The 21762-nt window shown below is 54.0% G+C and carries 19 protein-coding genes; 1 reads left to right on the top strand and 18 read right to left on the bottom strand.

What is annotated here, in order from left to right; all coding sequences use genetic code 11:
* Positions 1-30 precede the first annotated feature (30 nt).
* Both ACTVDO_RS07625 and dpaA read right to left on the bottom strand, forming a co-directional pair.
* On the bottom strand, positions 31-639 hold the full coding sequence (locus ACTVDO_RS07625; RefSeq protein ID WP_442901289.1) for a dipicolinate synthase subunit B: 609 nt from the start codon (positions 637-639) through the stop codon (positions 31-33).
* Positions 636-1541, bottom strand: a complete 906-nt coding sequence (gene dpaA / locus ACTVDO_RS07620; RefSeq protein WP_442901288.1) for a dipicolinic acid synthetase subunit A — start codon at positions 1539-1541, stop codon at positions 636-638. The genes ACTVDO_RS07625 and dpaA overlap by 4 nt, the downstream gene beginning before the upstream one ends.
* A gap of 190 nt (positions 1542-1731) precedes the next feature.
* On the opposite strand from dpaA, the gene ACTVDO_RS07615 reads away from it, so the two are divergent.
* Positions 1732-1974, top strand: a complete 243-nt coding sequence (locus tag ACTVDO_RS07615; protein WP_442901287.1) for a YlmC/YmxH family sporulation protein — start codon at positions 1732-1734, stop codon at positions 1972-1974.
* Between the two features lie 71 nt (positions 1975-2045).
* Here ACTVDO_RS07615 and ACTVDO_RS07610 read toward each other — a convergent pair whose 3' ends face one another.
* The 16 genes from ACTVDO_RS07610 to rseP form a co-directional block, all read right to left on the bottom strand.
* The gene (locus ACTVDO_RS07610) at positions 2046-3293 is read right to left on the bottom strand and encodes a M16 family metallopeptidase (protein ID WP_442901286.1); all 1248 of its coding nucleotides are present in this window, start codon (positions 3291-3293) and stop codon (positions 2046-2048) included.
* Positions 3280-4263, bottom strand: coding sequence for a polysaccharide deacetylase family protein (locus ACTVDO_RS07605; RefSeq protein WP_442901285.1), 984 nt, complete (start codon positions 4261-4263; stop codon positions 3280-3282). The genes ACTVDO_RS07610 and ACTVDO_RS07605 overlap by 14 nt, the downstream gene beginning before the upstream one ends.
* An 84-nt stretch (positions 4264-4347) precedes the next feature.
* Positions 4348-6516 carry a polyribonucleotide nucleotidyltransferase gene (gene pnp, locus ACTVDO_RS07600; protein ID WP_442901284.1) on the bottom strand — a complete coding sequence of 723 codons (2169 nt, stop codon included), beginning with the start codon at positions 6514-6516 and terminating at the stop codon, positions 4348-4350.
* A 137-nt stretch (positions 6517-6653) separates the two neighbouring features.
* Entirely contained in the window at positions 6654-6923 is a 270-nt protein-coding gene (gene rpsO, locus ACTVDO_RS07595; RefSeq protein ID WP_442901283.1) for a 30S ribosomal protein S15, read from the bottom strand.
* A gap of 87 nt (positions 6924-7010) precedes the next feature.
* On the bottom strand, positions 7011-7991 hold the full coding sequence (gene ribF / locus ACTVDO_RS07590) for a bifunctional riboflavin kinase/FAD synthetase (protein WP_442901282.1): 981 nt from the start codon (positions 7989-7991) through the stop codon (positions 7011-7013).
* Between the two features lie 41 nt (positions 7992-8032).
* Complete coding sequence (gene truB, locus ACTVDO_RS07585) at positions 8033-8941, bottom strand: tRNA pseudouridine(55) synthase TruB (RefSeq protein ID WP_442901281.1); 909 nt, start codon at positions 8939-8941, stop codon at positions 8033-8035.
* A gap of 53 nt (positions 8942-8994) precedes the next feature.
* Positions 8995-9381 (bottom strand): 30S ribosome-binding factor RbfA, encoded by a 387-nt coding sequence (gene rbfA / locus ACTVDO_RS07580; protein WP_020959390.1) that lies wholly within the window; start codon positions 9379-9381, stop codon positions 8995-8997.
* A gap of 15 nt (positions 9382-9396) precedes the next feature.
* Positions 9397-9675 (bottom strand): DUF503 domain-containing protein, encoded by a 279-nt coding sequence (locus tag ACTVDO_RS07575; RefSeq protein WP_020959389.1) that lies wholly within the window; start codon positions 9673-9675, stop codon positions 9397-9399.
* Positions 9672-11897, bottom strand: a complete 2226-nt coding sequence (gene infB, locus ACTVDO_RS07570; RefSeq protein ID WP_442901280.1) for a translation initiation factor IF-2 — start codon at positions 11895-11897, stop codon at positions 9672-9674. Before infB ends, ACTVDO_RS07575 begins: the two co-directional genes overlap by 4 nt.
* A 4-nt stretch (positions 11898-11901) precedes the next feature.
* The gene (locus ACTVDO_RS07565; protein WP_442901279.1) at positions 11902-12219 is read right to left on the bottom strand and encodes a YlxQ family RNA-binding protein; all 318 of its coding nucleotides are present in this window, start codon (positions 12217-12219) and stop codon (positions 11902-11904) included.
* Entirely contained in the window at positions 12216-12500 is a 285-nt protein-coding gene (gene rnpM, locus ACTVDO_RS07560) for an RNase P modulator RnpM (protein WP_020959386.1), read from the bottom strand. The genes ACTVDO_RS07565 and rnpM overlap by 4 nt, the downstream gene beginning before the upstream one ends.
* Before the next feature lie 12 nt (positions 12501-12512).
* Positions 12513-13664, bottom strand: a complete 1152-nt coding sequence (nusA, locus tag ACTVDO_RS07555; RefSeq protein WP_020959385.1) for a transcription termination factor NusA — start codon at positions 13662-13664, stop codon at positions 12513-12515.
* 24 nt (positions 13665-13688) lie between these two features.
* Positions 13689-14162 (bottom strand): ribosome maturation factor RimP, encoded by a 474-nt coding sequence (rimP, locus tag ACTVDO_RS07550; RefSeq protein ID WP_442901278.1) that lies wholly within the window; start codon positions 14160-14162, stop codon positions 13689-13691.
* A gap of 196 nt (positions 14163-14358) precedes the next feature.
* Positions 14359-18663, bottom strand: a complete 4305-nt coding sequence (locus ACTVDO_RS07545) for a PolC-type DNA polymerase III (RefSeq protein WP_442901277.1) — start codon at positions 18661-18663, stop codon at positions 14359-14361.
* A gap of 103 nt (positions 18664-18766) precedes the next feature.
* Positions 18767-20470, bottom strand: coding sequence for a proline--tRNA ligase (locus ACTVDO_RS07540; RefSeq protein ID WP_020959382.1), 1704 nt, complete (start codon positions 20468-20470; stop codon positions 18767-18769).
* A gap of 24 nt (positions 20471-20494) precedes the next feature.
* Positions 20495-21760: an RIP metalloprotease RseP gene (gene rseP, locus ACTVDO_RS07535; protein ID WP_200865275.1), complete on the bottom strand. Its 1266-nt coding sequence runs from the start codon at positions 21758-21760 to the stop codon at positions 20495-20497.
* Positions 21761-21762 lie beyond the last annotated feature (2 nt).

The following is a 21762-nucleotide window of genomic DNA, read 5'->3' as shown; positions in this document are numbered from 1 at the left end:
CTGCGCGGCGCTGATTTTCCGCGATGGCTTTTAATCGTTATAACGAAATCGCTCGATCACAACCGGCTGCAGCTGTTTTCCTCCGAGGGCGGCGAGCACCGTATCGCGAAGGAGCGGCATGTGTGCCACCATCGAGTTTGGTTTCGCGTGCGGAGCGTCCTGCCCGAACGGAATAAAATAAATATTTTTCGCCGCCATAAGCCGCATCAAGTTGACACCGTTTAACCCGAGCGCATCGTTCGTCGAGATGCCGAGCACGACCGGACGGTGATTGCGCATTGTCGCCTTAGCGGCCATGAGCACCGGGGAATCGGTCATGGCGTTTGCCAGCTTGCTCATCGAATTGCCGGTGAGCGGAGCGATGACCATGCAATCGAGCGGAATTTTCGGCCCGAGCGGTTCGGCCTTAACAATCGTGTCAATCACCTCATTCCCGGTTAATTGCTCGAGTTTTTTCACCCATTCTTCCCCGTCGCCAAAGCGGGTGTTGGTCGTCTTCACTGTATACGTGACGATCGGCAGCACCTCTGCTCCTTCATTGACGAGTTTTTCAATTTCCGGCATCACCGCGTCATACGTGCAGTGCGACCCGGTGAGGCCAAAGCCGATCCGTTTCCCTTTTAAACTCGTTTCGCTCATGGCTTATTCTCCTCCCGTTTTTGTAAATCTTGATATAACAGCTGCGCAAGGACGTTGGCGATAATTTGCCCGGCCGTTTTTGGCGCTACCACGCCCGGCAGTCCGGGTGCCAGAATGGCTTTGACTCCGCGCTTTTCGGCATAGCGGAAGTCGGTGCCGCCCGGCTTTGACGCCAAATCGACGATCAGCGTATGGGCCGGCATTTTGGCAATGACGCTTGCGGTCACGATCAAATGAGGAACGGTGTTAATGCAAACATCAATATCGCGCACTTCTTTTTCCAAATCATTCAAATGAAACGGCACGAGCCCCATTTCTGTAATGCGCGCAAGATGCTCCGACCGGCGCGCTCCGACTTTCACTTTCGCCCCCAAGGCGGCAAACGTCCGGGCAACGGTCATGCCGACGCGCCCTAGCCCCAGAACCGCGACGTGTGAGCCGTGGATCGTAAAATCGGTATGCTGAATGACTATCATAATCGCTCCTTCGGCGGTCGGAATGGAGTTGTAAATGGCGACATCGTCGCGCTCAAACAGTTGAATATATTTGCGCCCGGTTTTTTTCATCAATTCGTCTAAATACGAGTTGCTGATGCCGGAGTAAATCGTGCACCGTTTCGCCGTCTTTTTCACCAGCTCTTCCGTAAACGGGATCGGCTCATGGGAAAAGACGCTGTTGACCTTTCCGTCCAACGTCGTACCGTGAACCGGCAAAATGATCGCATCCAAGTCAGCCAAATCGACCTCCTCAATCGGCAGCTTCACCGCCCCAGTAAAATGATGGGCAAGCTGGTCAAAACCGACGAGCGACAACTTTGCATCGAGCTCGACGAGTTTACGAATGACTTCAAGCTGCCGTGCATCACCGCCGATGATGGCAACATGCATTCCTGTCAGCATCATGTTGTATGCTCACCTTCTTTATTGGCAAACTGCTCCGTTTCTTTTCCCATCTTATGTCGGGGGGAAAATATAGGTGAATATCCTTGGCGGGAAAAATGGGTCATATCTTCCGTTCGCGGACGGCGGCAGTCATTTTTTTCGGTTTTGTTCCTTAGAATAGAAATAAAGACACGAAGAGGAGGAAACAAGTGTGAGGCTGAGCGAGTTAAGCGGCAAAGAAATCGTCGATGTGAGGCGGGCGGAGCGGCTCGGGGTGCTCGGGCAAACCGATTTGGAAATCAACGAACAAACCGGGCAAGTCGAGGCGTTGCTCATCCCGACCGGAAAATGGTTCGGGTTTCGCAAAGACGGACAAGAAATTCGCGTGCCGTGGAAATATATCCGTAAAATCGGTGCCGATATGGTGATGATCGACGTTCCGGAACAAGAGTGACGGACGCGCCAAACGAAAAAAAGCTAACAACCTTTGATGAGGTCGTTAGCTTTTTTATGCCCGGCAGATGACTACGAACGAAGCCGGCGCGGCAATTCACCATCCGGACTGATTAAGGCGAGCGCATAATCTTCATGAAAAACTGTGCGCGCCAACTCATTCACTTTTTCAACCGTAACGCTTTCGATCTCTTCGATAATTTCATCAAGCGACCGATGGCGGCCAAGAAGGAGCTCGTTTTTGCCGTTGCGGCTCATGCGGCTGTTTGTGCTCTCAAGACCGAGCATCAAACTTCCTTTCATTTGCTCTTTGCTGTTATGCAGCTCTTTCTCCGTAATGCCGTCTTCTTTCAACTGGCGCAGCGTCCGTTGGATCGTTTCAAACAAAACGTCGAGTTGGCCGCTTCCCGTTCCGGCGTAAATGGCGAGCAAGCCGCTGTCTCGGTAGGCGGAATGGTACGAGAAGACCGAATACGCCAACCCGCGCTGTTCACGCACCTCCTGGAACAGCCGGCTGCTCATGCTGCCGCCTAAAATATTATTTAAAATAAGGAGCGGATACGCGTCCGGATGGCCGATCGGCAGCCCGTTAAATCCGATGCATACGTGCGCTTGCTCGGTGTCTTTTTTGCGCGCAAGCTTTTGCGGTACGAACGACGGCGTGCTGGAGGAGGCGGGCTTATTGGCGGCTGTGAACGAACCGAAATAGCGTTCAATCTCCTGAATAAACCGCTCATCGACATTGCCGGCAACCGAAACAACGACGCGATCCGGCGTATAATAGTCGGCCATATATTGGCGCAGCGTGTCTCCCGTAAACGTGCGCAACGTCTCCTCCGTGCCTAAAATCGGGTAGCCGAGCGGATGGCTCGCGTAGCACGCCTTGCCGAGCAGGTCATGGACGATGTCATCCGGCGTATCTTCGTACATTTTGATTTCCTCGAGCACGACATTGCGCTCTTTTTGCAGCTCATCCTCCACGAACGTTGAGTGGAAAAACATATCCGCGAGCATTTCCAGCGCCAGCGGTGCATGTTCATCCAGCACTTTAGCGTAATAGCACGTATACTCCTTGGATGTAAAGGCGTTCACTTGCCCGCCGATGCTGTCGAACGCTTCCGCAATGTCCCGGGCCGTGCGTGTCGCCGTCCCTTTAAAAAACATGTGCTCCAAAAAATGGGAAATGCCGTTGTTTTGTTCCGTCTCGTTGCGCGAACCTGTGCCGATCCATACGCCGATAGCCACCGACCTTACAGTCGGAATTTGCTCTAGCACGATTCGCACGCCGTTTTTGCACGTATATTTGTTAATCAACTCCATGTTCCTCCTGTTTTTTTGCCAATCTTTTCTCGTCGAATAAGGCCGTCAAACTGCCGATGGCGTAGCCCTGGCGCTTAATCGAAACGATCATCTCATCAAGCGCGGACGTTGTCGGCATCGTCGGATGCATCAAAATCATGGCGCCGGGATGGATTTTGGACGTTACCCGTTTCACTATAACAGATGGCGACGGTTTTTGCCAATCAATTGTATCGACACTCCATAGAATCGTCTTCATGCCAAGCCCGGCGGCAATTTCAACCACCTCATCGCGATAGCTGCCGCTCGGCGGGGCAAACCATTTGCATTTGACCGAAGTCGCCGCTTCAATGACTTCATTCGTCTTTTCCAGTTCGCGGCGGACCGCTTCGCCGCTGAGCATTTTCATGTCCGGATGGCTGTAGGAATGGTTGCCGATTTCATGGCCGGCATCTGCTATCATTTTTGCCATCTCCGGGTGGTTTTTTACCCATCGCCCTTCCAAAAAGAACGTCGCCTTGACATTGTGCCTTTTCAACGTCTCAAGCATATCAGGGATATATTCTTCTCCCCAGGCTACATTGATTAAAAACGAGACCATCGGCTTGTCGGGATGGCCGCGGTAAATCGGCGCCGGCGGCAAGTCGTCCAAATGGATGCGCGGCGGCACCTGGCGGAACACGAGTTTTCGCTCATCGAACGTCCCCGTTTCTTTCATATTTTTATAAGAAGCGTCAATATCGACAGCGAGCCCATTGTAACCGGGCGTGGCCTTCCATACTTTATCGATAACCGCATCTTGGGCGGGAATTTCGTATTGCTTTGCTTGCTTGGCGATCGTTTCATACAACTTGTCACGTTCCTTCACAGACGCCATTTCTGCGGGACGCCAGCTTTCGATGTAGTCACCGACCGGCGGCCACTGAACGGCCACCCAGGCGATGAGGAACATGATCGCTAACGCCATGTAACGAGCATAACCATTGTTCACCCCTGTCCCCTCCTTTTTACTACTACAAATATGTGGCAAAGGGACAGGTTAGAACATAACAAAAGAGCCTTAAGAAACAAATTCCTAAGGCTTCATGCGTTGGCGCTCCGGCCGTCTTCCCCGTTTTTCCCGCGTCTCTTTCGGCGGCTCCCCGGCGCCGCGCTGCTCGCGCAACACCGCTTTGCGCGACAAATTGACGCGCCCTTGCTTATCGATTTCCGTTACTTTCACTAAAATTTCATCGCCGATCGAGACAACGTCCTCGACTTTGCCGACCCGCTCCTCAGCGAGCTCGGAAATGTGGACGAGCCCGTCTTTGCCGTTAAACAGCTCGACGAACGCGCCGAACTTTTCTATCCGTTTCACTTTGCCCAAATACACTTGTCCGACTTCGACTTCGCGGACGATGTCTTCGATGATTTGTTTCGCTTTCTGGTTGGCTGCCTCATCGACAGACGAGATGAAAATCGTGCCGTCCTGCTCGATGTCGATTTTCACGCCGGTTTCATCGATGATTTTGTTGATTTGTTTGCCGCTCGGCCCGATGACTTCGCGGATCTTATCCGGATTGATGTGCATGATCAAAATTTTCGGCGCATATTTGGACAGCTCTTTGCGCGGTTCGCTGAGCGTCTGCATCATATGGTCCAAAATTTCCAACCGCCCTTTGCGCGCCTGCTGCAGCGCCTCTTCCAAAATGTCGCGCGTCAGCCCTTTAATTTTAATGTCCATTTGCAGCGCTGTGACGCCTTTTCTTGTACCGGCGACTTTAAAGTCCATATCGCCAAGATGGTCTTCAATGCCTTGAATGTCGGTCAAAATCGTATAATGATCTTCGTTTTTCACCAGCCCCATGGCAATCCCGGCAACCGGCGCTTTAATCGGCACCCCGGCGTCCATCATCGCCAATGTGCTCGCACAAATGCTCGCTTGCGACGTCGAGCCGTTTGACTCAAGCACTTCCGAAACGAGGCGAATCGTGTACGGAAACTCGCGCTCTGACGGCACGACCGGCTCCAACGCCCGCTCCCCGAGCGCTCCGTGCCCGATTTCGCGCCGTCCCGGTCCGCGCATCGGCCCCGTTTCGCCGACGGAAAACGGCGGGAAATTATAATGGTGCATAAACCGTTTCGATTCTTCCAAATCAAGCCCGTCCAAAATTTGTACATCCCCAAGCGCCCCGAGCGTACAAACACTCAGCACTTGCGTTTGCCCGCGCGTAAACAAACCGGAGCCGTGCGTGCGCGGCAAGACGCCGACCGTTGAGGACAACGGGCGGATTTCATCTACTTTGCGTCCGTCCGGACGTATTTTCTCAACCGTGATTAAGCGGCGGACTTCTTCTTTGACGAGCTTATGCAAAATTTCTTGCACTTGCTTCAGCTTCTCTTCATCCGCTTCTTCCGCTTCATATTTGGCGATGACACCGGCTTTCACGTCTTCAATGGCGGCATCGCGCGCCAGTTTCTCCGGCACTTGCACCGCTCGCTTAATATCCGCTTCCGCGAGCTGGCGGATTTCCGCCTCCAATTCAGGATCCGGCTCATACAGGACGATTTCCATCTTTTCTTTGCCGACTTGGGCGGCGATTTCCTCCTGAAAAGCGATGAGCCGTTTCACTTCTTCATGGCCGAACATGATCGCTTCCAACATCACTTCTTCCGGCACTTCATCCGCGCCGGCCTCAACCATGTTGATCGCGTCTTTCGTGCCGGCAACGACGAGATGCATATCGCTTTTTTCCATTTGTTCGACCGTCGGGTTGATGACAAACTGGCCGTCGACACGACCGACGATGACACCGGCGATCGGCCCTTCAAACGGGATGTTGGAAATAGTTAGCGCCACCGACGAACCAATCAACGCTGCCACTTCCGGAGAGCAGTCTTGGTCGACGCTCATGACCATCGATACGACTTGCACTTCATTGCGGAACCCTTCGGCAAACAGCGGGCGGATCGGGCGATCGATGAGCCGGCTCGCCAAAATCGCTTTCTCGCTCGGACGGCCTTCGCGCTTAATAAATCCGCCCGGAATTTTCCCCACGGCGTACAACCGTTCTTCGTAGTTGACGGTGAGCGGGAAAAAGTCGACGTTTTTCGCTTCCCGCGATGCGGTAGCGGTGCTCAGCACAACGGTATCACCGTAGCGGACGAGCGCCGCGCCGTTCGCCTGTTTCGCCAGTTCGCCGGTTTCAATGACGAGCGGACGTCCGGCTACATCGATGGAAAACACGCGTTTCTCTTGTTCCATACAGACGAGTACTCCTCTCTATGTACAAAAATATGGATGCCGCTGATGATTAGTATAGACGAATTGGCGCCATTGTATCATTTGCGGCGCAAACTGCGCCTATAAACTAGCAAAAAAGCGGGAATGCTCCCGCTTTTTTATCGACGTAATCCAAGTTTCTGAATCAATTCACGGTAGCGCGCCACGTCTTTATTGCGCAGGTAGGCCAGTAAGTTGCGGCGTTTCCCGACCATTTTCAGCAGGCCGCGCCGTGAATGATGGTCTTTTTTATGGACGCGCAAATGCTCGTTCAAGTTGTTGATTTGCTCCGTCAAAATCGCAATTTGCACTTCCGGAGAACCGGTGTCGTTCTCATGGACTTTAAATTGCTCGATAATTTCGCGTTTGCGCTCTTGCGTTAATGCCATCTTTGTTCACCTCCCTAACTTTACATCCCCAGTTGCCGAGCGGGCGTCGGTGACTCGCCTGGCCAAGCAACGGTTCGCATACATTGATTAGAATACCTCTTTTTCCGGCAAAATGCAAGTCTTTTCGCCTAAGCGGCGGAAATACTGCTCGGCTTCTTCTTTGTCGCGAGCAATTTGTGCCGTCAGCTCGGCGACGCTGGCAAACTTCTGCTCGCCCCGCAGACGGCGGTGCCACTCAATAACTACCGTTTCCCCGTAAATGTCGCGCGCAAACCCGAAAAGATGCACTTCGATGCCCGGCAGCCCTTCACGCGTCTCACGGAACGTCGGTTTGTAACCGATGTTGGCCACCCCTTCATATGCTTGCCCACCAATCGTGGCCTTGACGGCATAAACGCCGATTGCCGGCAATAAATAATCACCGTTTAAAGCAATGTTCGCCGTCGGAAACCCGATCGTCCGCCCGCGCCGTTCTCCGGCGACGACCGTCCCTTCAATGTCATAAAAACGGCCGAGCAGGCGGGGAAGCTGATCAACAGCCCCCTCTTCGAGCAGTTTCCGCACTCTTGTTGAGCTGACTTTCTCTCCGTCGACGGTCAGCTTCGGGATGACCGTTTGTCCGAAGCGGCCGCGCGCATGAAGCGGCATCGTCTCCATCGTTCCTTTTCCAAACCGCCCGTAGGTGAAATCAAAGCCGGCGACGATATGTTTCACATGAAATCCGTCCAAATATTGGTCGACAAACTGTTCCGGCAGCAGCCCGGCAAACGCGGGCGTAAATTCGACGATATATAGCCGGTTCACTCCAAGCGCCGCAATCAGCTGCTCTTTTTTACCAAGCGGGGTGATCAAACGAAGTTCCGGCTGTTTGCCAAGCACAACAGACGGATGAGGATGAAACGTCATCACCGCGCTTTCGTATCCGCGCTCGTTCGCAATCTCGACCGCCGTCCGGATCACTTTTTGATGGCCGAGATGAATGCCGTCAAAATAGCCGAGCGCCATCACCGTCGGGGGAAGCGCTTGACGCTCGAAGTGGTGCGGATGCGAAATAAATACTGTTTCCATGTCCATGATCCACCTTCTTCATTTCCGCATTTCGCCCGGCGTCACCGAAACACTTTCAGCGGCTTCATCACACCGGGGCGCGCCGGATGCTTCACGTACAGGGCCAGCGCCCCCCGCTCGGGCGTCACGAGCACAAACGGCCCGTCAAGCTCCTGCAAAAAGGCGGGGAGACGGAGCAGCGCCCCGTTTTTTACTTTCTCTGCTACTTTATCACTGATTTCGTATTTCGGCAATTGAAAAAGCGCTCGCTCGATCGGAATGAGCAAGGCAGCAGCCGTTCCATCAGCTGCCCGGCGCTCGACCTCTTCAAGCGTTACGCAGTCGGCGAGCACAAACGGTCCAGACGCCGTGCGGATAAGGTCGGACATATGAGCCGGGTAGCCGAGCCGCTCGCCGATGGTGACGGCAAGCGTGCGGACGTACGTGCCTTTGCTGCACGTGACGCGGAAGCGAAATGACACCGTCTCCCCGGCAAATTGCTCGCGGTCATCGAGCAGCTCGAGCTCGTAAATGGTCACGCGCCGCGTCGGGCGTTCGACTTCGATGCCAGCGCGCGCATACTCATACAGTTTTTTGCCGTTTACTTTCACCGCCGAATACATCGGCGGCGTTTGTTCGATTTCCCCGGTTAAGCCGCGAAATGCTGCTTCGATCTCCGTGCGCGCAATCGTCCGGTCAACCGGCCGGACGGCGATCATATCACCATCGGCGTCCTCGGTCGTCGTCGCCGCACCGAGCGTCACTTCCCCTTCATACGTTTTCGTCGCTCCGGTAAGAAATTCAGCGATGCGTGTCGCTTTGCCGAGACAAATCGGCAACACGCCGGACACGTTCGGATCGAGTGTACCGGTATGACCGACTTTTTTTACGCCCAAAAGGCGGCGCACTCTCGCCACACAATCGTGCGACGTCATCCCTTTCGGTTTATTAAGCAGCAATACCCCGTCCATCGGCGCACCCTTTCCGTATCATACTCGTGAATGGAAATGGATAGACGATTCGTCTATCCATTTTTCGGTTCATCGTTCGTTTCTTCCGATCCACGGCCATCCTCATCGGAAATTTTCCGGATCAGCTGTTCGATGCGACTCCCATATTCGATTGTTTCGTCGATTTCGAACAAAATTTCCGGCGTTTTGCGCAGACGGATGCGCTGACCGATCTCGGAACGGATAAACCCTTTCGCTTTCTCGAGCGCCTTCAAGGTGTTTTCCCGCTGCTCATCGTCACCAAAGACACTAATATACACTTTTGCCTGTTGCAAGTCGCCGGTGACGCGCACATCGGTGACGGTGACAAAGCCGATGCGCGGATCTTTCAGTTTGCGGCCGATAATGTCGCTTAACTCTTTTTTCATTTGCTCGCCAACGCGAGTTGCCCGTATGTTCATCACCCATCACCTCGATTACAACCACTCAAATGATGTAGCCGCCCGCTCCAGTTCCGGGAACGAGTCGATCAAAGCGAGCGCCCGCCCGAGTTCGCGCTCGGCCGCGAGCCGGCTTGACGCAATGGCGACAAGCCCGATTTTCGCCCGCTGCCATGCGTCCTGATGATCGATTTCGGCCACAGAGACGTTGTATTTTTGCCGGATTCTTGTCAGCACCCGCTGCAGGACAGCCCGTTTGTCCTTTAGCGATCGGGCGTTATAAATGATGCATTCGCATGAGGCGAAGCCAATCATGCGCGGGCCACTTCCTGCATGACGTACGCCTCGATGACATCCCCTTCTTTAATATCGTTAAAGTTTTTGATCGTCACGCCGCACTCATACCCTTGTGCCACTTCACGCACATCGTCTTTGAAGCGTTTGAGGGAGTCGATTTCGCCTTCGTACACAACGATACCTTGACGAATAAGGCGCACTTTGCTGTCGCGGGTGATTTTGCCGTCGGTGACGTAACAGCCGGCGATCGTGCCGACTTTCGACACTTTGAACGTTTGCCGCACTTCCGCCTGTCCGATCACTTTCTCCTCGTATTCCGGATCGAGCATCCCTTTCATCGCCGCTTCAATTTCTTCGATGACATTGTAAATGATGCGGTGGAGGCGGATGTCGACGTTTTCCGATTCGGCGGCGCGCTTCGCATTGGCGTCCGGACGGACGTTAAAACCGATGACGATGGCGTTCGATGCCGTCGCTAAGGAAATATCCGACTCGGTAATCGCGCCGACCGCGGCATGAATAATTTTCACCCGCACACCTTCGATATCGATTTTTTGCAAGGCGGCGACAAGCGCTTCAACCGATCCTTGAACATCGGCTTTGACGATTAAGTTCAGCTCTTTCATTTCGCCTTGCTTAATTTGTTCAAACAAATCATCTAAGCTGACGCGCGTTTTCACGCTCCGCTGCTCCTGCAGCTGCCGCTGCGCCCGCGCTTCCCCGATTTGCCGCGCTTTCTTCTCATCCTCAAACACCATGAAACGGTCGCCGGCTTGCGGCACATCGTGCAGCCCGGTAATTTCGACCGGCGTCGACGGGCCCGCTTCTTTGACGCGCCGACCGCTGTCATTGACCATCGCCCGCACGCGCCCGTATGTCGTGCCGACGACAATCGGATCGCCGATTTTCAGCGTGCCGGCTTGGACGAGCAGCGTCGCTACCGGACCGCGTCCTTTATCGAGCTTCGCTTCGACCACCGTGCCAAGCGCGCGCCGGTTCGGGTTCGCTTTTAGTTCTTCCATTTCACTCACAAGCAAAACCATTTCCAACAGATGGTCAATGCCGTCTTTCGTTTTCGCCGACAGCTTGCAGAAAATCGTATCGCCGCCCCATTCTTCCGGAACGAGGTTGTACTCCATCAACTCCTGCATAACGCGGTCCGGGTTCGCTTCCGGTTTATCCATTTTGTTAATGGCGACGATGATCGGCACGTTCGCCGCCTTGGCATGGTTGATCGCCTCGACCGTCTGCGGCATGACCCCGTCATCGGCCGCGACGACAAGGATGACGATATCGGTCACTTGCGCGCCGCGCGCCCGCATGGTAGTGAACGCTTCATGGCCCGGCGTATCGAGGAACGTAATTTTTTTGTCATTGACGGTGACTTGGTAAGCGCCGATGTGCTGCGTAATGCCGCCCGCTTCTTGCTCGGTCACTTTCGAATGGCGGATCGCATCAAGAAGCGTCGTTTTCCCATGGTCGACGTGCCCCATGATCGTGACAACCGGCGGCCGTTCAACCAGGTCTTCCGGGGCGTCGGCAATTTCAATCGCTTCAAAGTTCGTTTCGTCAATGGTCACCTTTTCTTCCACTTCAACGCCGTAGTCGGAGCAGATGAGCTCAATCGCATCTTTGTCCAAGTCTTGGTTGATCGTCGCCATCACGCCGAGCATAAACAGCTTTTTAATAATTTCCGACGGCTCGCGGCCCAATTTTTTCGCCAGCTCGGCCACGGTGAGCGAACCTTCGAACGTAATTTTCTTCGGCAGCTCTTTTTCTTTTTTCGCCGGCTGCGGCGCCTGCTTTGCGGCCGGGGCCGCTTGTTTTTTCCCTTTCGCCGGCCCTTTTCCTTTCTTCTTCGCCGCTTGGAACGCTTTCTTTTCTTGCTGCTGCGCTTCCGTTCGTTTTGTTTCTTTCCCTTTCGCCGCCCCTTTTTTCTTTGCCGGCTTGGCCGCTTCTTTTGCATCGTCAAAAATTTCCTCATCCGAGAAATCGGCCGCCTTCGCCGGCGTCGGCCGCTTCGGCTTGTCGGTTTTCTTTTCTGCTTTCTTTTCATGTTTCGTTTCGGTTTTCTTTTCGGCCTTTGGGCGGTATTGATGGTCAAGCTTTTCGACGACATCGGCCTCGAGCATGGCCATATGATTGTTTACTTCAATGTTCATTTCTTTCAATTTATGAATAACGTCCTTGCTTGGCACGTTCTGTTTTTTCGCATATTCGTACACACGCATTTTCGACATACAGTCACCCCCATAAAGATCGGTCGAGCATCGTTTGCAATTGGCGCGCGAACCCTTCGTCGGTGACGGCGACGACAACGCGGGCGTCTTTGCCGATCGCGCCGCCCAGCATATACCGGTCCGGCACTTTGCAAAGCGGGACGCCATAAAACGCACATTTATCGGTCACTTTTTTTTCCGTATTGGCCGACGCGTCTTCCGAAAGCAAGACAAGCCGCGCCTTGCCCCGTTGCACTTCCTTGACGACAAGCCCCTCTCCGGAAACGACTTTTCCGGCCCGCTGCGCCAACCCTAACAGCGATGCCCAGCGGTTATGTTTCATTGTCCTGCCTGTTTCTCCTTTTCCGCCAAAGCAAGCAGCTCGTCATAGAGCGAGTCGGCGATGTCGGCTTTTAAATGGCGGGCCAAAATGTTTTTCTTTTTCGCCTGCAAAATGCAATCCGGGTCAAGGGTAATATACGCGCCCCGCCCCGCTTTTTTGCCGGTCGGGTCGATCGACACCTCTCCTTCTTTGGAGCGGACGATGCGCACCATTTCCCGTTTTGGCTTCATTTCTCCAGTGACGACGCATTTGCGCAACGGAATTTTCTTTTGCGCTGCCATTTTCATTCCCCCTCACTCGATTTCCGCCGGTGCATCGAATGATTGGACGTTCTCATCACTATTTTCATTATCGGCCGCCGCGCCGTTGAAATCAAGCGAAGTGGATGGCGCATACGGATCAATGCCCATTTCCCGCGCCTCGGACTCGCTTTTAATATCGATTTTCCAGCCGGTCAATTTTGCCGCCAGCCGGGCGTTTTGCCCGCGTTTGCCGATGGCGAGCGACAGCTGGTAGTCCGGAACGATGACGGTCGTCGCCCTTTGCTCTTCGTTGACGATGACGCGCAGCACTTTCGCCGGGCTTAACGCATTGGCGACAAACTCCACCGGGTCGGCCGACCAACGGACGATATCGATTTTTTCCCCGTTCAGCTCGTCGACGATCGCCTGGACGCGCTGCCCTTTTGGCCCGACGCAGGCGCCAACCGGATCGACTTCCGGATTGTCGGAATGGACGGAAATTTTGGAACGATCGCCGGCTTCACGGGCGATCGATTTGATTTCGACTGTGCCGTCGTAAATTTCCGGCACTTCGAGCTCAAACAGCCGCTTCAGCAAGCCCGGATGGGTGCGGGAGACGAAAATTTGCGGCCCTTTCGTCGTCTTTTCCACTTTCGTAATGTACACTTTCAGCCGATCATGCGGTTTGTACGTTTCGTTCGGCATCTGTTCGTTCGCGGGCAAGAGCGCCTCCGCCTTGCCGAGGCTGACATAGACAAAACGCGGATCAATGCGCTGAACGATGCCGGTCATAATATCGTCTTCGCGGTCGACAAATTCCGAATAAATAATGCTCCGCTCCGCTTCGCGCACGCGCTGAGTCACGACTTGTTTCGCCGTCTGGGCAGCGATGCGCCCGAAATCGCGCGGCGTCACTTCCAGTTCGACGACATCACCGATTTGGTAGTTCGGATTGAGCCGCTGCGCCTCCTCAAGCGAAATTTCGAGACGCGGATCGGTCACCTCTTCGACGACGTCCTTGCGGGCCAACACCCGGATCGTTCCCGTGTCCATATTTAAATCAACGCGCACGTTTTGTGCCTGGCCGAAATTGCGCTTGTACGCGGAAACGAGCGCCGCTTCAATGGCTTCCATAATAACCTCTTTGCTGATGCCTTTTTCCCGCATCAGATCGGCTAACGCCTCAAGCAACTGCGTGTTCATGAAACGAGAATCCCCCTTTTATCATTAAGAGAAAATGACGGCTAATCTAGCGCTCGCCACTTTTTCATACGGAATGGCGACCGTTTTTTGCCGCCCGCGGTCTTTGACCGACAGCGTCACGGTCGTCCCGTCAAAAGCGGTCAGTTCCCCTTCAAACTGCTTTTCTCCTGCAATCGGCTCGTATGTTTTGATATATACATTTTTCCCAATTGCTTTTACAAAATCTTTTTCATTTTTTAACGGCCGCTCCGCTCCCGGCGATGACACTTCCAAAAAATAGTTGTGAGGAATCGGGTCGACCTCGTCGAGCTTTTCGCTTAGTTTTTCACTGACCACGCCGCACTGTTCAATGTCCACGCCGGTGTCTGAATCAATAAAGACGCGTAAAAACCAGTTTTTCCCTTCTTTCACATACTCGATGTCCACCAGCTCGAGCCCCATTTCGTCCAAAATCGGCGCGACAAGCTGTTCAACCGTTTCTGTCACTTTTTTGCTCATCGTGTTCCTCCTTACTGAGCAAGGCTGCATGCTGCATAATGAGAAAATCCCCTGCACGGGGCGGGGAATGAACGAAAGACAGATGCCAATTCAAGACGAAAGAGTGGGTTTCCCCACTCTTTGCTTGCCATTATCTTTGCCAATTCCATTAAAACTATAACACATTGGGAAATATATTGCAACGAAAAACCGCCCGTCAGAACAAGGACAGCTGGTTATGGTCCGGCAGCGAGTCGAGGCAGCCGCGGCTTTCCAAATACTCAAGCAGCGTTTTCGATACTTTGCCGCGCTGCTGCAAATCTTCTTTTGACAAAAACTCCCCTTCTTCGCGGGCGCGCACAATGTTTTGCGCCACGTTCGTCCCGAGCCCCGGGATGGCGTTAAACGGCGGAATGAGCGAGTTGCCGTCAATGACAAATTCTGTCGCCTGCGAGCGATACAAGTCAATATTTTTAAAGGAAAAGCCGCGCTCGCACATTTCTAGCGCCACCTCGAGCACGGTGAGCAAGCTTTTTTCTTTCGCCGTCGCTTGGATGCCTTTGGCGTTGATCTCTTCGATTCGTTTGCGAATGGCAGCCGAGCCTTTCACCATAGCATCCAAATCAAAATCTTCCGCCCGCACCGTAAAGTACGAGGCGTAATACAAGAGCGGATGGTGCACTTTAAAGTAGGCGATGCGCACCGCCATTAACACGTAGGCAGTGGCATGCGCTTTCGGGAACATATATTTAATTTTTTTGCACGAATCAATATACCATTCCGGCACGTTATGGTTGCGCATTTCCGCTTCAAATTCCGGCGTCAATCCTTTCCCTTTGCGCACCGACTCCATAATTTTAAACGCCAGCGACGGCTCAAGCCCGCGGTAAATGAGATAGACCATAATGTCGTCGCGGCAGCCGATCACCTCAGAGAGCGTGCACGTGCCGCTTTGGATCAGCTCTTGCGCGTTGCCAAGCCATACGTCGGTGCCGTGCGACAAGCCGGAAATTTGCACGAGCTCGGAAAATGTTTTCGGCTTCGTTTCCTCGAGCATTTGCCGGACAAAGCGCGTGCCGAATTCCGGAATGCCGATCGTGCCGACGTTGCACATAATTTGTTCCGGCGTGACCCCAAGCGGCTCGGTGCTGCTGAAAATGCCCATCACGTCCGGGTCATCGGTCGGGATCGTTTTCGGGTCGATGCCGCTTAAATCTTGAAGCATGCGGATGACCGTCGGATCGTCGTGCCCGAGAATATCGAGCTTCAATAAGTTATCGTGGATCGAATGGAAGTCAAAATGGGTCGTCCGCCATTCCGATGACGTATCATCGGCCGGATATTGGATCGGCGTAAAGTCGTAAATTTCCATATAATCGGGAACGACGATAATGCCTCCCGGGTGCTGCCCAGTCGTCCGCTTCACTCCGGTGCAGCCGGCCGCAAGCCGGTCGATTTCCGCGCCGCGCAGCTGCAAGTTATGGTCGCTCGCATAGCCTTTCACAAACCCGTACGCCGTTTTGTCGGCGACCGTGCCGATCGTTCCGGCGCGGTACACGTTGTCTTCGCCGAACAGCACTTTCGTATAGTTGTGAGCGCGCGGCTGGTATTCGCCGGAGAAGTTTAAGTCAATATCCGGCACTTTATCGCCTTTAAAGCCGAGGAACGTCTCAAACGGGATGTCATGCCCGTCTTTTTTGTATTTCGTCCCGCATTGTGGGCAGTTTTGATCCGGCAAATCAAATCCTGAGCCGACCGAGCCGTCATTAAAAAACTCGGAATGTTTGCAGTTCGGGCAAACGTAATGCGGCGGCAGCGGATTCACCTCGGTAATTTCCGTCATCGTCGCGACAAACGATGAGCCGACCGAGCCGCGCGACCCGACAAGGTAGCCGTCATCGAGCGATTTTTTGACGAGCTTGTGCGAAATTAAGTAAATGACGGCAAAGCCGTGGCCGATAATGCTTTTCAGCTCTTTTTCAAGCCGCTCCTCAACGAGTTTCGGCAGCGGGTCGCCGTAAATGGCTTTCGCCCGCCGGTAGCTCATTTCGCGGATTTCCTCGTCCGCCCCTTCGATGCGCGGCGTGTACAGCTCGTCTTTGATCGGCTTCACCTCACCGATTAACGACGCGATTTTTTGCGTGTTATCAACGACGATTTCTTTCGCTTTTTCCGGCCCTAAAAACGAAAAACAGTCAAGCATTTCATTCGTCGTGCGGAAATACACATCCGGCAGCGCATGCCGGTTGAGCGGATTCGCCCCGCCTTGCGAATGGATTAAAATTTTTCGGTAAATTTTGTCTTCCGGATGCAAGTAATGCACGTTGCCGGTGGCGACGACCGGAATGTTCAATTTCTCGCCAAGGTCGACGATGCTGCGGATGATGTTTTTGATCATCTCTTCATCTTTGACGTAATCCATTTCAATGAGCGGCTTGTACACTTCGGGCGGATGCACCTCGAGAAAATCGTAAAAGCGGGCGATGTCTTCGACTTCCTCCGGCGCCTTTTGAATTAAGTTGTCAAACAGCTCGCCTTTGTCGCAGCCCGAGCCGACAAGCAGCCCTTCGCGATGCTTGACCAACACGGAGCGCGGGATGCGCGGCACGCGGTGAAAATAGTCGATATGTGACAGCGAGACAAGCTTGAACAAATTTTTCAGCCCGATGTCGTTTTGCGCCAACAGCGTCACATGGAACGGGCGCGCCAGGCGGTACGACGCATCACTATGCGTGCGGCTGTTCAGCTCATCATGGTGCAAAATGCCCCGATCCTCTGCTTCTTTCAACAGGCGCATAAGCAAATGCCCGGTCGCCTCAGCATCGTAAATGGCGCGGTGGTGCTGGGTCAATTCAATATCGAACTTTTTGCAAAGCGTGTTCAGCCGGTGGTTTTTCAAATCCGGGTACAAAAAGCGGGCGAGTTCAAGCGTGTCAATGACGGGATTGGCGAGCTTGGCGCGCCCCATGCGGGCGAGGCCTGCGTTTAAAAACCCGATGTCAAAGCTGGCGTTATGGGCCACAAGCGTCGCATCGCCGACCCAGTCGACAAAACGGGCGAGCACCTCGTCCGGCTGCGGAGCGTCTTTCACCATCTCGTCGGTGATCCCGGTCAATTCCATCGTCGTCACGGACAGCGGATGTCCCGGATTGGCAAACGACATAAACCGGTCAATGATCTCGCCGTCTTTGATTTTGACGGCCGCCAGTTCAATGATCGTGTTGTACACAGCCGACAGCCCGGTCGTTTCGACGTCAAAGACGACATACGTCTCGTCGGCAAGCCGGCGGTGTGTTTCGTTGTAGGCGATCGGCACCCCGTCGTCGACGATGTTCGCCTCAAGGCCGTAAATGACTTTGATGCCGTGTTTTTTCGCCGCGCTGTACGCTTCCGGGAACGATTGGACAACGGCATGGTCGGTGACGGCGATCGCCGGATGACCCCATTTTTTCGCTTGTTCAATGAGCTTGGCCGCCGAAGTGACGGCGTCCATTTGGCTCATCGGCGTATGCACATGAAGTTCGACGCGCTTCTCTCCTTCCGGCGCGGTGTCGCGCCGCTCGTTCGCCGCTACCTCATTCAAATCGTTGGCGATGATGACCAAATCGCGGACGAATGTATCGTTTTGCACGCTGCCGCGCACTTTCACCCACATGCCTTTTTTCACGCTGCCCATCAGCTCGGCATCTTCTTTGTCGCGCGAGAACATTTTCACTAAAATCGAGTTCGTATAATCGGTGATTTTCATCGTCAATAGCGTGCGGCCGCTTTTGAGCTCGCTCACTTCAGCGTCAAACACATACCCTTGCACGACAACGCGCCGCTCTTCTTCGGCGATCGTCTCAAGCGGACGCACCGGCTCCTCGCCGCGGATCGGGTAGCCGATGACGAGCGGGCCGGACGGAGAAGACGCTGCCGCCTTTTCTTCCTCTTTCGCCATGTCGGTCAACACCGCCAACGCCCGCTCTTCATCTTCTTGCTGTTTTTGCGCCAAAAACTGCTCCATTTCCTGCTCGGCCGGTCGGATGTCGACTTCGAGCTGAAGCGGCGGAAAGCCAAACGACGCGTAAATCGCAGCGATTTTTTTGGCGAACCGCCGCTTGACCGCTAACGCTTCCGCCTCGTGGCGGGCGGTGACAACGAGCTTGTTTCCTTTCACCGTCGGCGTCTGCCGGCTCAGCCAATCGATGAGCGGCGACACACCTTCTTGCAGCTGTTCGAGGCAAAGCGGCCAGTACGCCTGCACATCCGTTTCCGTCACGTGCGGCGTCTCCACCAAAATTGTATGACGGACGGCGGCGATATGGCGAAAGGCCGCTGCCAAGCGGTCCGTAAACGGTTTGTATACCTCAATCGGCAACACGCTGGCGAACTGAAAATAGAAATGCCAGCTTTTTTCTTCTTTATCAATCACGACTTTGCGAATGGACGCCTCATGAAAGTGCGGCATCCATTCATCCGACGTCATCTTCAGCTGTTCAAGCAAAACGAGAAACCGCTCTTTTTGTTCTTTCGTAGCCATGATTTCCCCTCTCAACGAAATCGTTTCTCTCCTCATCATACCATATAAACAGCAACAGCGCCGGCGAAAAAGACATGCATTCTTTTCGCCGACGCCGTTTCGTTTACCCTTGCAAGAGGCGGTGCACCGTATCGGTTAGTTCACCAACCGGCACGTCAAACGTCTCGCCCGTTTTTCGCACTTTCACTTCGACGATGCCTTCACTTGCCCGTTTGCCGACGGTGATGCGAACTGGAATGCCGATCAAATCGCTGTCGGCAAACTTGACCCCGGCCCGCTCCGGGCGGTCATCATACAACACGTCAAACCCGGCCTGTCCCAATTTTTCGTACCATTCCTCGGCCAACACCCGCTGTTCATCGCTTTTCGCGTTCGCCGTCAGCAAATGGACATGAAACGGCGCGACCGAAGCCGGCCAGACGAGCCCGTTTTCATCGGCAAACTGCTCGGCGATCGCCGCCACCAGCCTGGAGACGCCGATGCCATAGCAGCCCATAATCATCGTCCTCGTTTGTCCGTTTTCATCCAAATAGACAGCGTTCATGGCTTCGCTGTATTTTGTGCCGAGCTTGAACACGTGCCCGACTTCAATGCCGCGGGCAAAACGGATCGTCCCGTTGCCGTCCGGGGACGGGTCGCCTTCTTGGACGAAGCGCAAATCCGCATATTCACTGACGGCAAAATCGCGGCCAGGATTGACGCCCGTGTAATGGTAGCCTTCCTCATTCGCGCCGCAAACGCCGTTTACGATCGCACCAACGGCATGATCGGCGATAATCGTCACCTTTTCATTGACGCCGATCGGGCCGAGCGAACCGACCGGCGCGCCCATCACCCGTTCTGTTTCTTCCGGAGCTGCCAACTCTACGACAGTGGCGTCCAACACATTTTTTACTTTCACCTCATTCGCTTCGTGGTCGCCGCGGACAAGAACGAGCACATAACGGCCATCGACGTTGAACAAAAGCGATTTAATGCAGCGCTCCGGCGCCACTTGCAAGTACGAAGCGACTTCAGCGATCGTTTTTTGTCCCGGGGTCGCCACTTTTTTCAGTTCCGCCGGCGGCTCGCTGCTTTTTTCATACGTAGCCACGACCGGCGCCATTTCAATGTTGGCCGCATAGTCGGACGCATCGGAATAGGCAATCGTATCTTCACCGATATCCGAGAGCACCATAAACTCGTGCGTGTCTTTGCCGCCGATCGCCCCGGAGTCGGCGATGACGGCGCGGAAGTTTAAACCGCAACGGCGGAAAATGTTCGAATAGGCGTTATACATGTCGCGGTATGTTTCATCCAAACTTTCTTTTGTCGTATGGAACGAATAGGCGTCTTTCATAATGAATTCGCGGCCGCGCAGCAACCCGAAGCGCGGACGCTTTTCATCGCGGAATTTCGTTTGGATTTGGTACAACACAAGCGGCAGCCGCTTGTACGTTTTCACCTCGTCGCGGACGATCGAAGTGATCATTTCCTCATGCGTCGGCCCGAGAGCGAAATCGCGCTCATGCCGGTCTTTTAGACGCATCAGTTCCGGCCCGTACGAATACCAGCGCCCGGACTGCTGCCAAAGCTCAGCCGGCTGCAAGGCAGGCATGAGAAGCTCTAGCGCTCCGGCGCGGTTCATCTCCTCGCGGATAATCGCTTCTACTTTTTGCAACACGCGCTGCCCGAGCGGCAAAAACGTGTAGACGCCGCTCGCGCTTTGGCGGATAAAACCGGCCCGCAGCAGAAGCTGATGGCTTTTCACTTCCGCGTCCGCCGGCACTTCACGCAACGTTGGAATAAACGCTTGACTTTGTCTCATCCATAGCCACCTCATTCTCTCTCTTTATAGGAAAAATTTTTGAATGTCGTTCCATGTGACGACAAGCATCAGCAACATGAGCAAGGCGAAGCCGATGAAATGGACCATCCCCTCTTTTTGCCGGTCGACCGGCTTGCCGCGCACGGCCTCAATGGCGAAAAAGAGGAGCCGTCCGCCGTCTAACGCCGGCAATGGCAACAAGTTGATAATCCCGAGGTTGATGCTTAAAATCGCGCCCCATTTCATTAAGTAGTAAATGCCGGATTCAGCGACTTTGCCGGTCGATACGGCGATGCCGACCGGGCCGGACAGCATGTCAAGCTGAAACTGCCCGGTAATCAATTGGCCAAGCCCGACTAAAATTTGCCGTGTCCAATAGTACGTCTCAACGAGCCCTTGTTTCACTGAACCGAACACCGATTTTTCCATCGGCTGATAGACGCCGATTAAGCCAATCGTCTCTCCTTGAATCGTTTTCCTTTCGGGAGTGACCGTGACATTCATTTCTTCGCCATTCCGCTCAATTTGAAACTGGAGCGGCTCATCCGGATGGGCGCGGATCATATCAACAATTTCCGTCCATGTTTCCATCCGTTCATCGTTGATTGCGATCACTTCGTCCCCTTGCTTCAAACCGGCCGCTCGCGCCGCCCCATCGGGCGTCAGCTCGCCGATGACCGGCTTGTCAACCGGGTAGCCTTGCAGGAGACCGATCAAAATAAAGACGACAAGGGCCAAGATAAAATTGGCGAGCGGCCCGGCCAAAATCGCCATCGTCCGTTGCCCAAGCGTTTTCGAAGCAAACTGGCGGTGGTACGGCGCAATCTGAATTTCTTGGCGGTCGGCGATGAAAAACGCCGGCTCTTTAACGGAAAAACGTTCAAGCCGCTCTTCGTCAGTATAGCCCGTCACATACATGCCGTGTTCCAAATCGGCGTCTTCCACTTCAATAACCCGGGCGGTCGGGTAATCATCTTTATGATTGATGACGATTTTTTCGACCCGTCCTTCATCATCAAGCAACAGGCCGACGACTTGGCCTCGTTTCAGTTCAATCATTTCCGGATCTTCGCCGGCCATGCGCACGAAGCCGCCAAGCGGAAGAAGCCGAATCGTATACACCGTTTCGTTTTTCTTGAACGAAAACACCTTCGGTCCAAATCCGATGGCAAACTCACGGCAAAGAATGCCGGCCCGCTTCGCCAACAGCAAATGGCCGAGCTCGTGAAAAAAAACGAGGGCGCCAAAGACGACAATAAACGAAATGATCGATTCCAACGTTTCAACCACCT

Origin of the sequence: Geobacillus sp. BK01, from assembly GCF_052220245.1 — a bacterium.
Classification (GTDB): Bacteria; Bacillota; Bacilli; order Bacillales; family Anoxybacillaceae; genus Geobacillus.
This window is presented reverse-complemented; position numbering and strand designations above follow the sequence as displayed.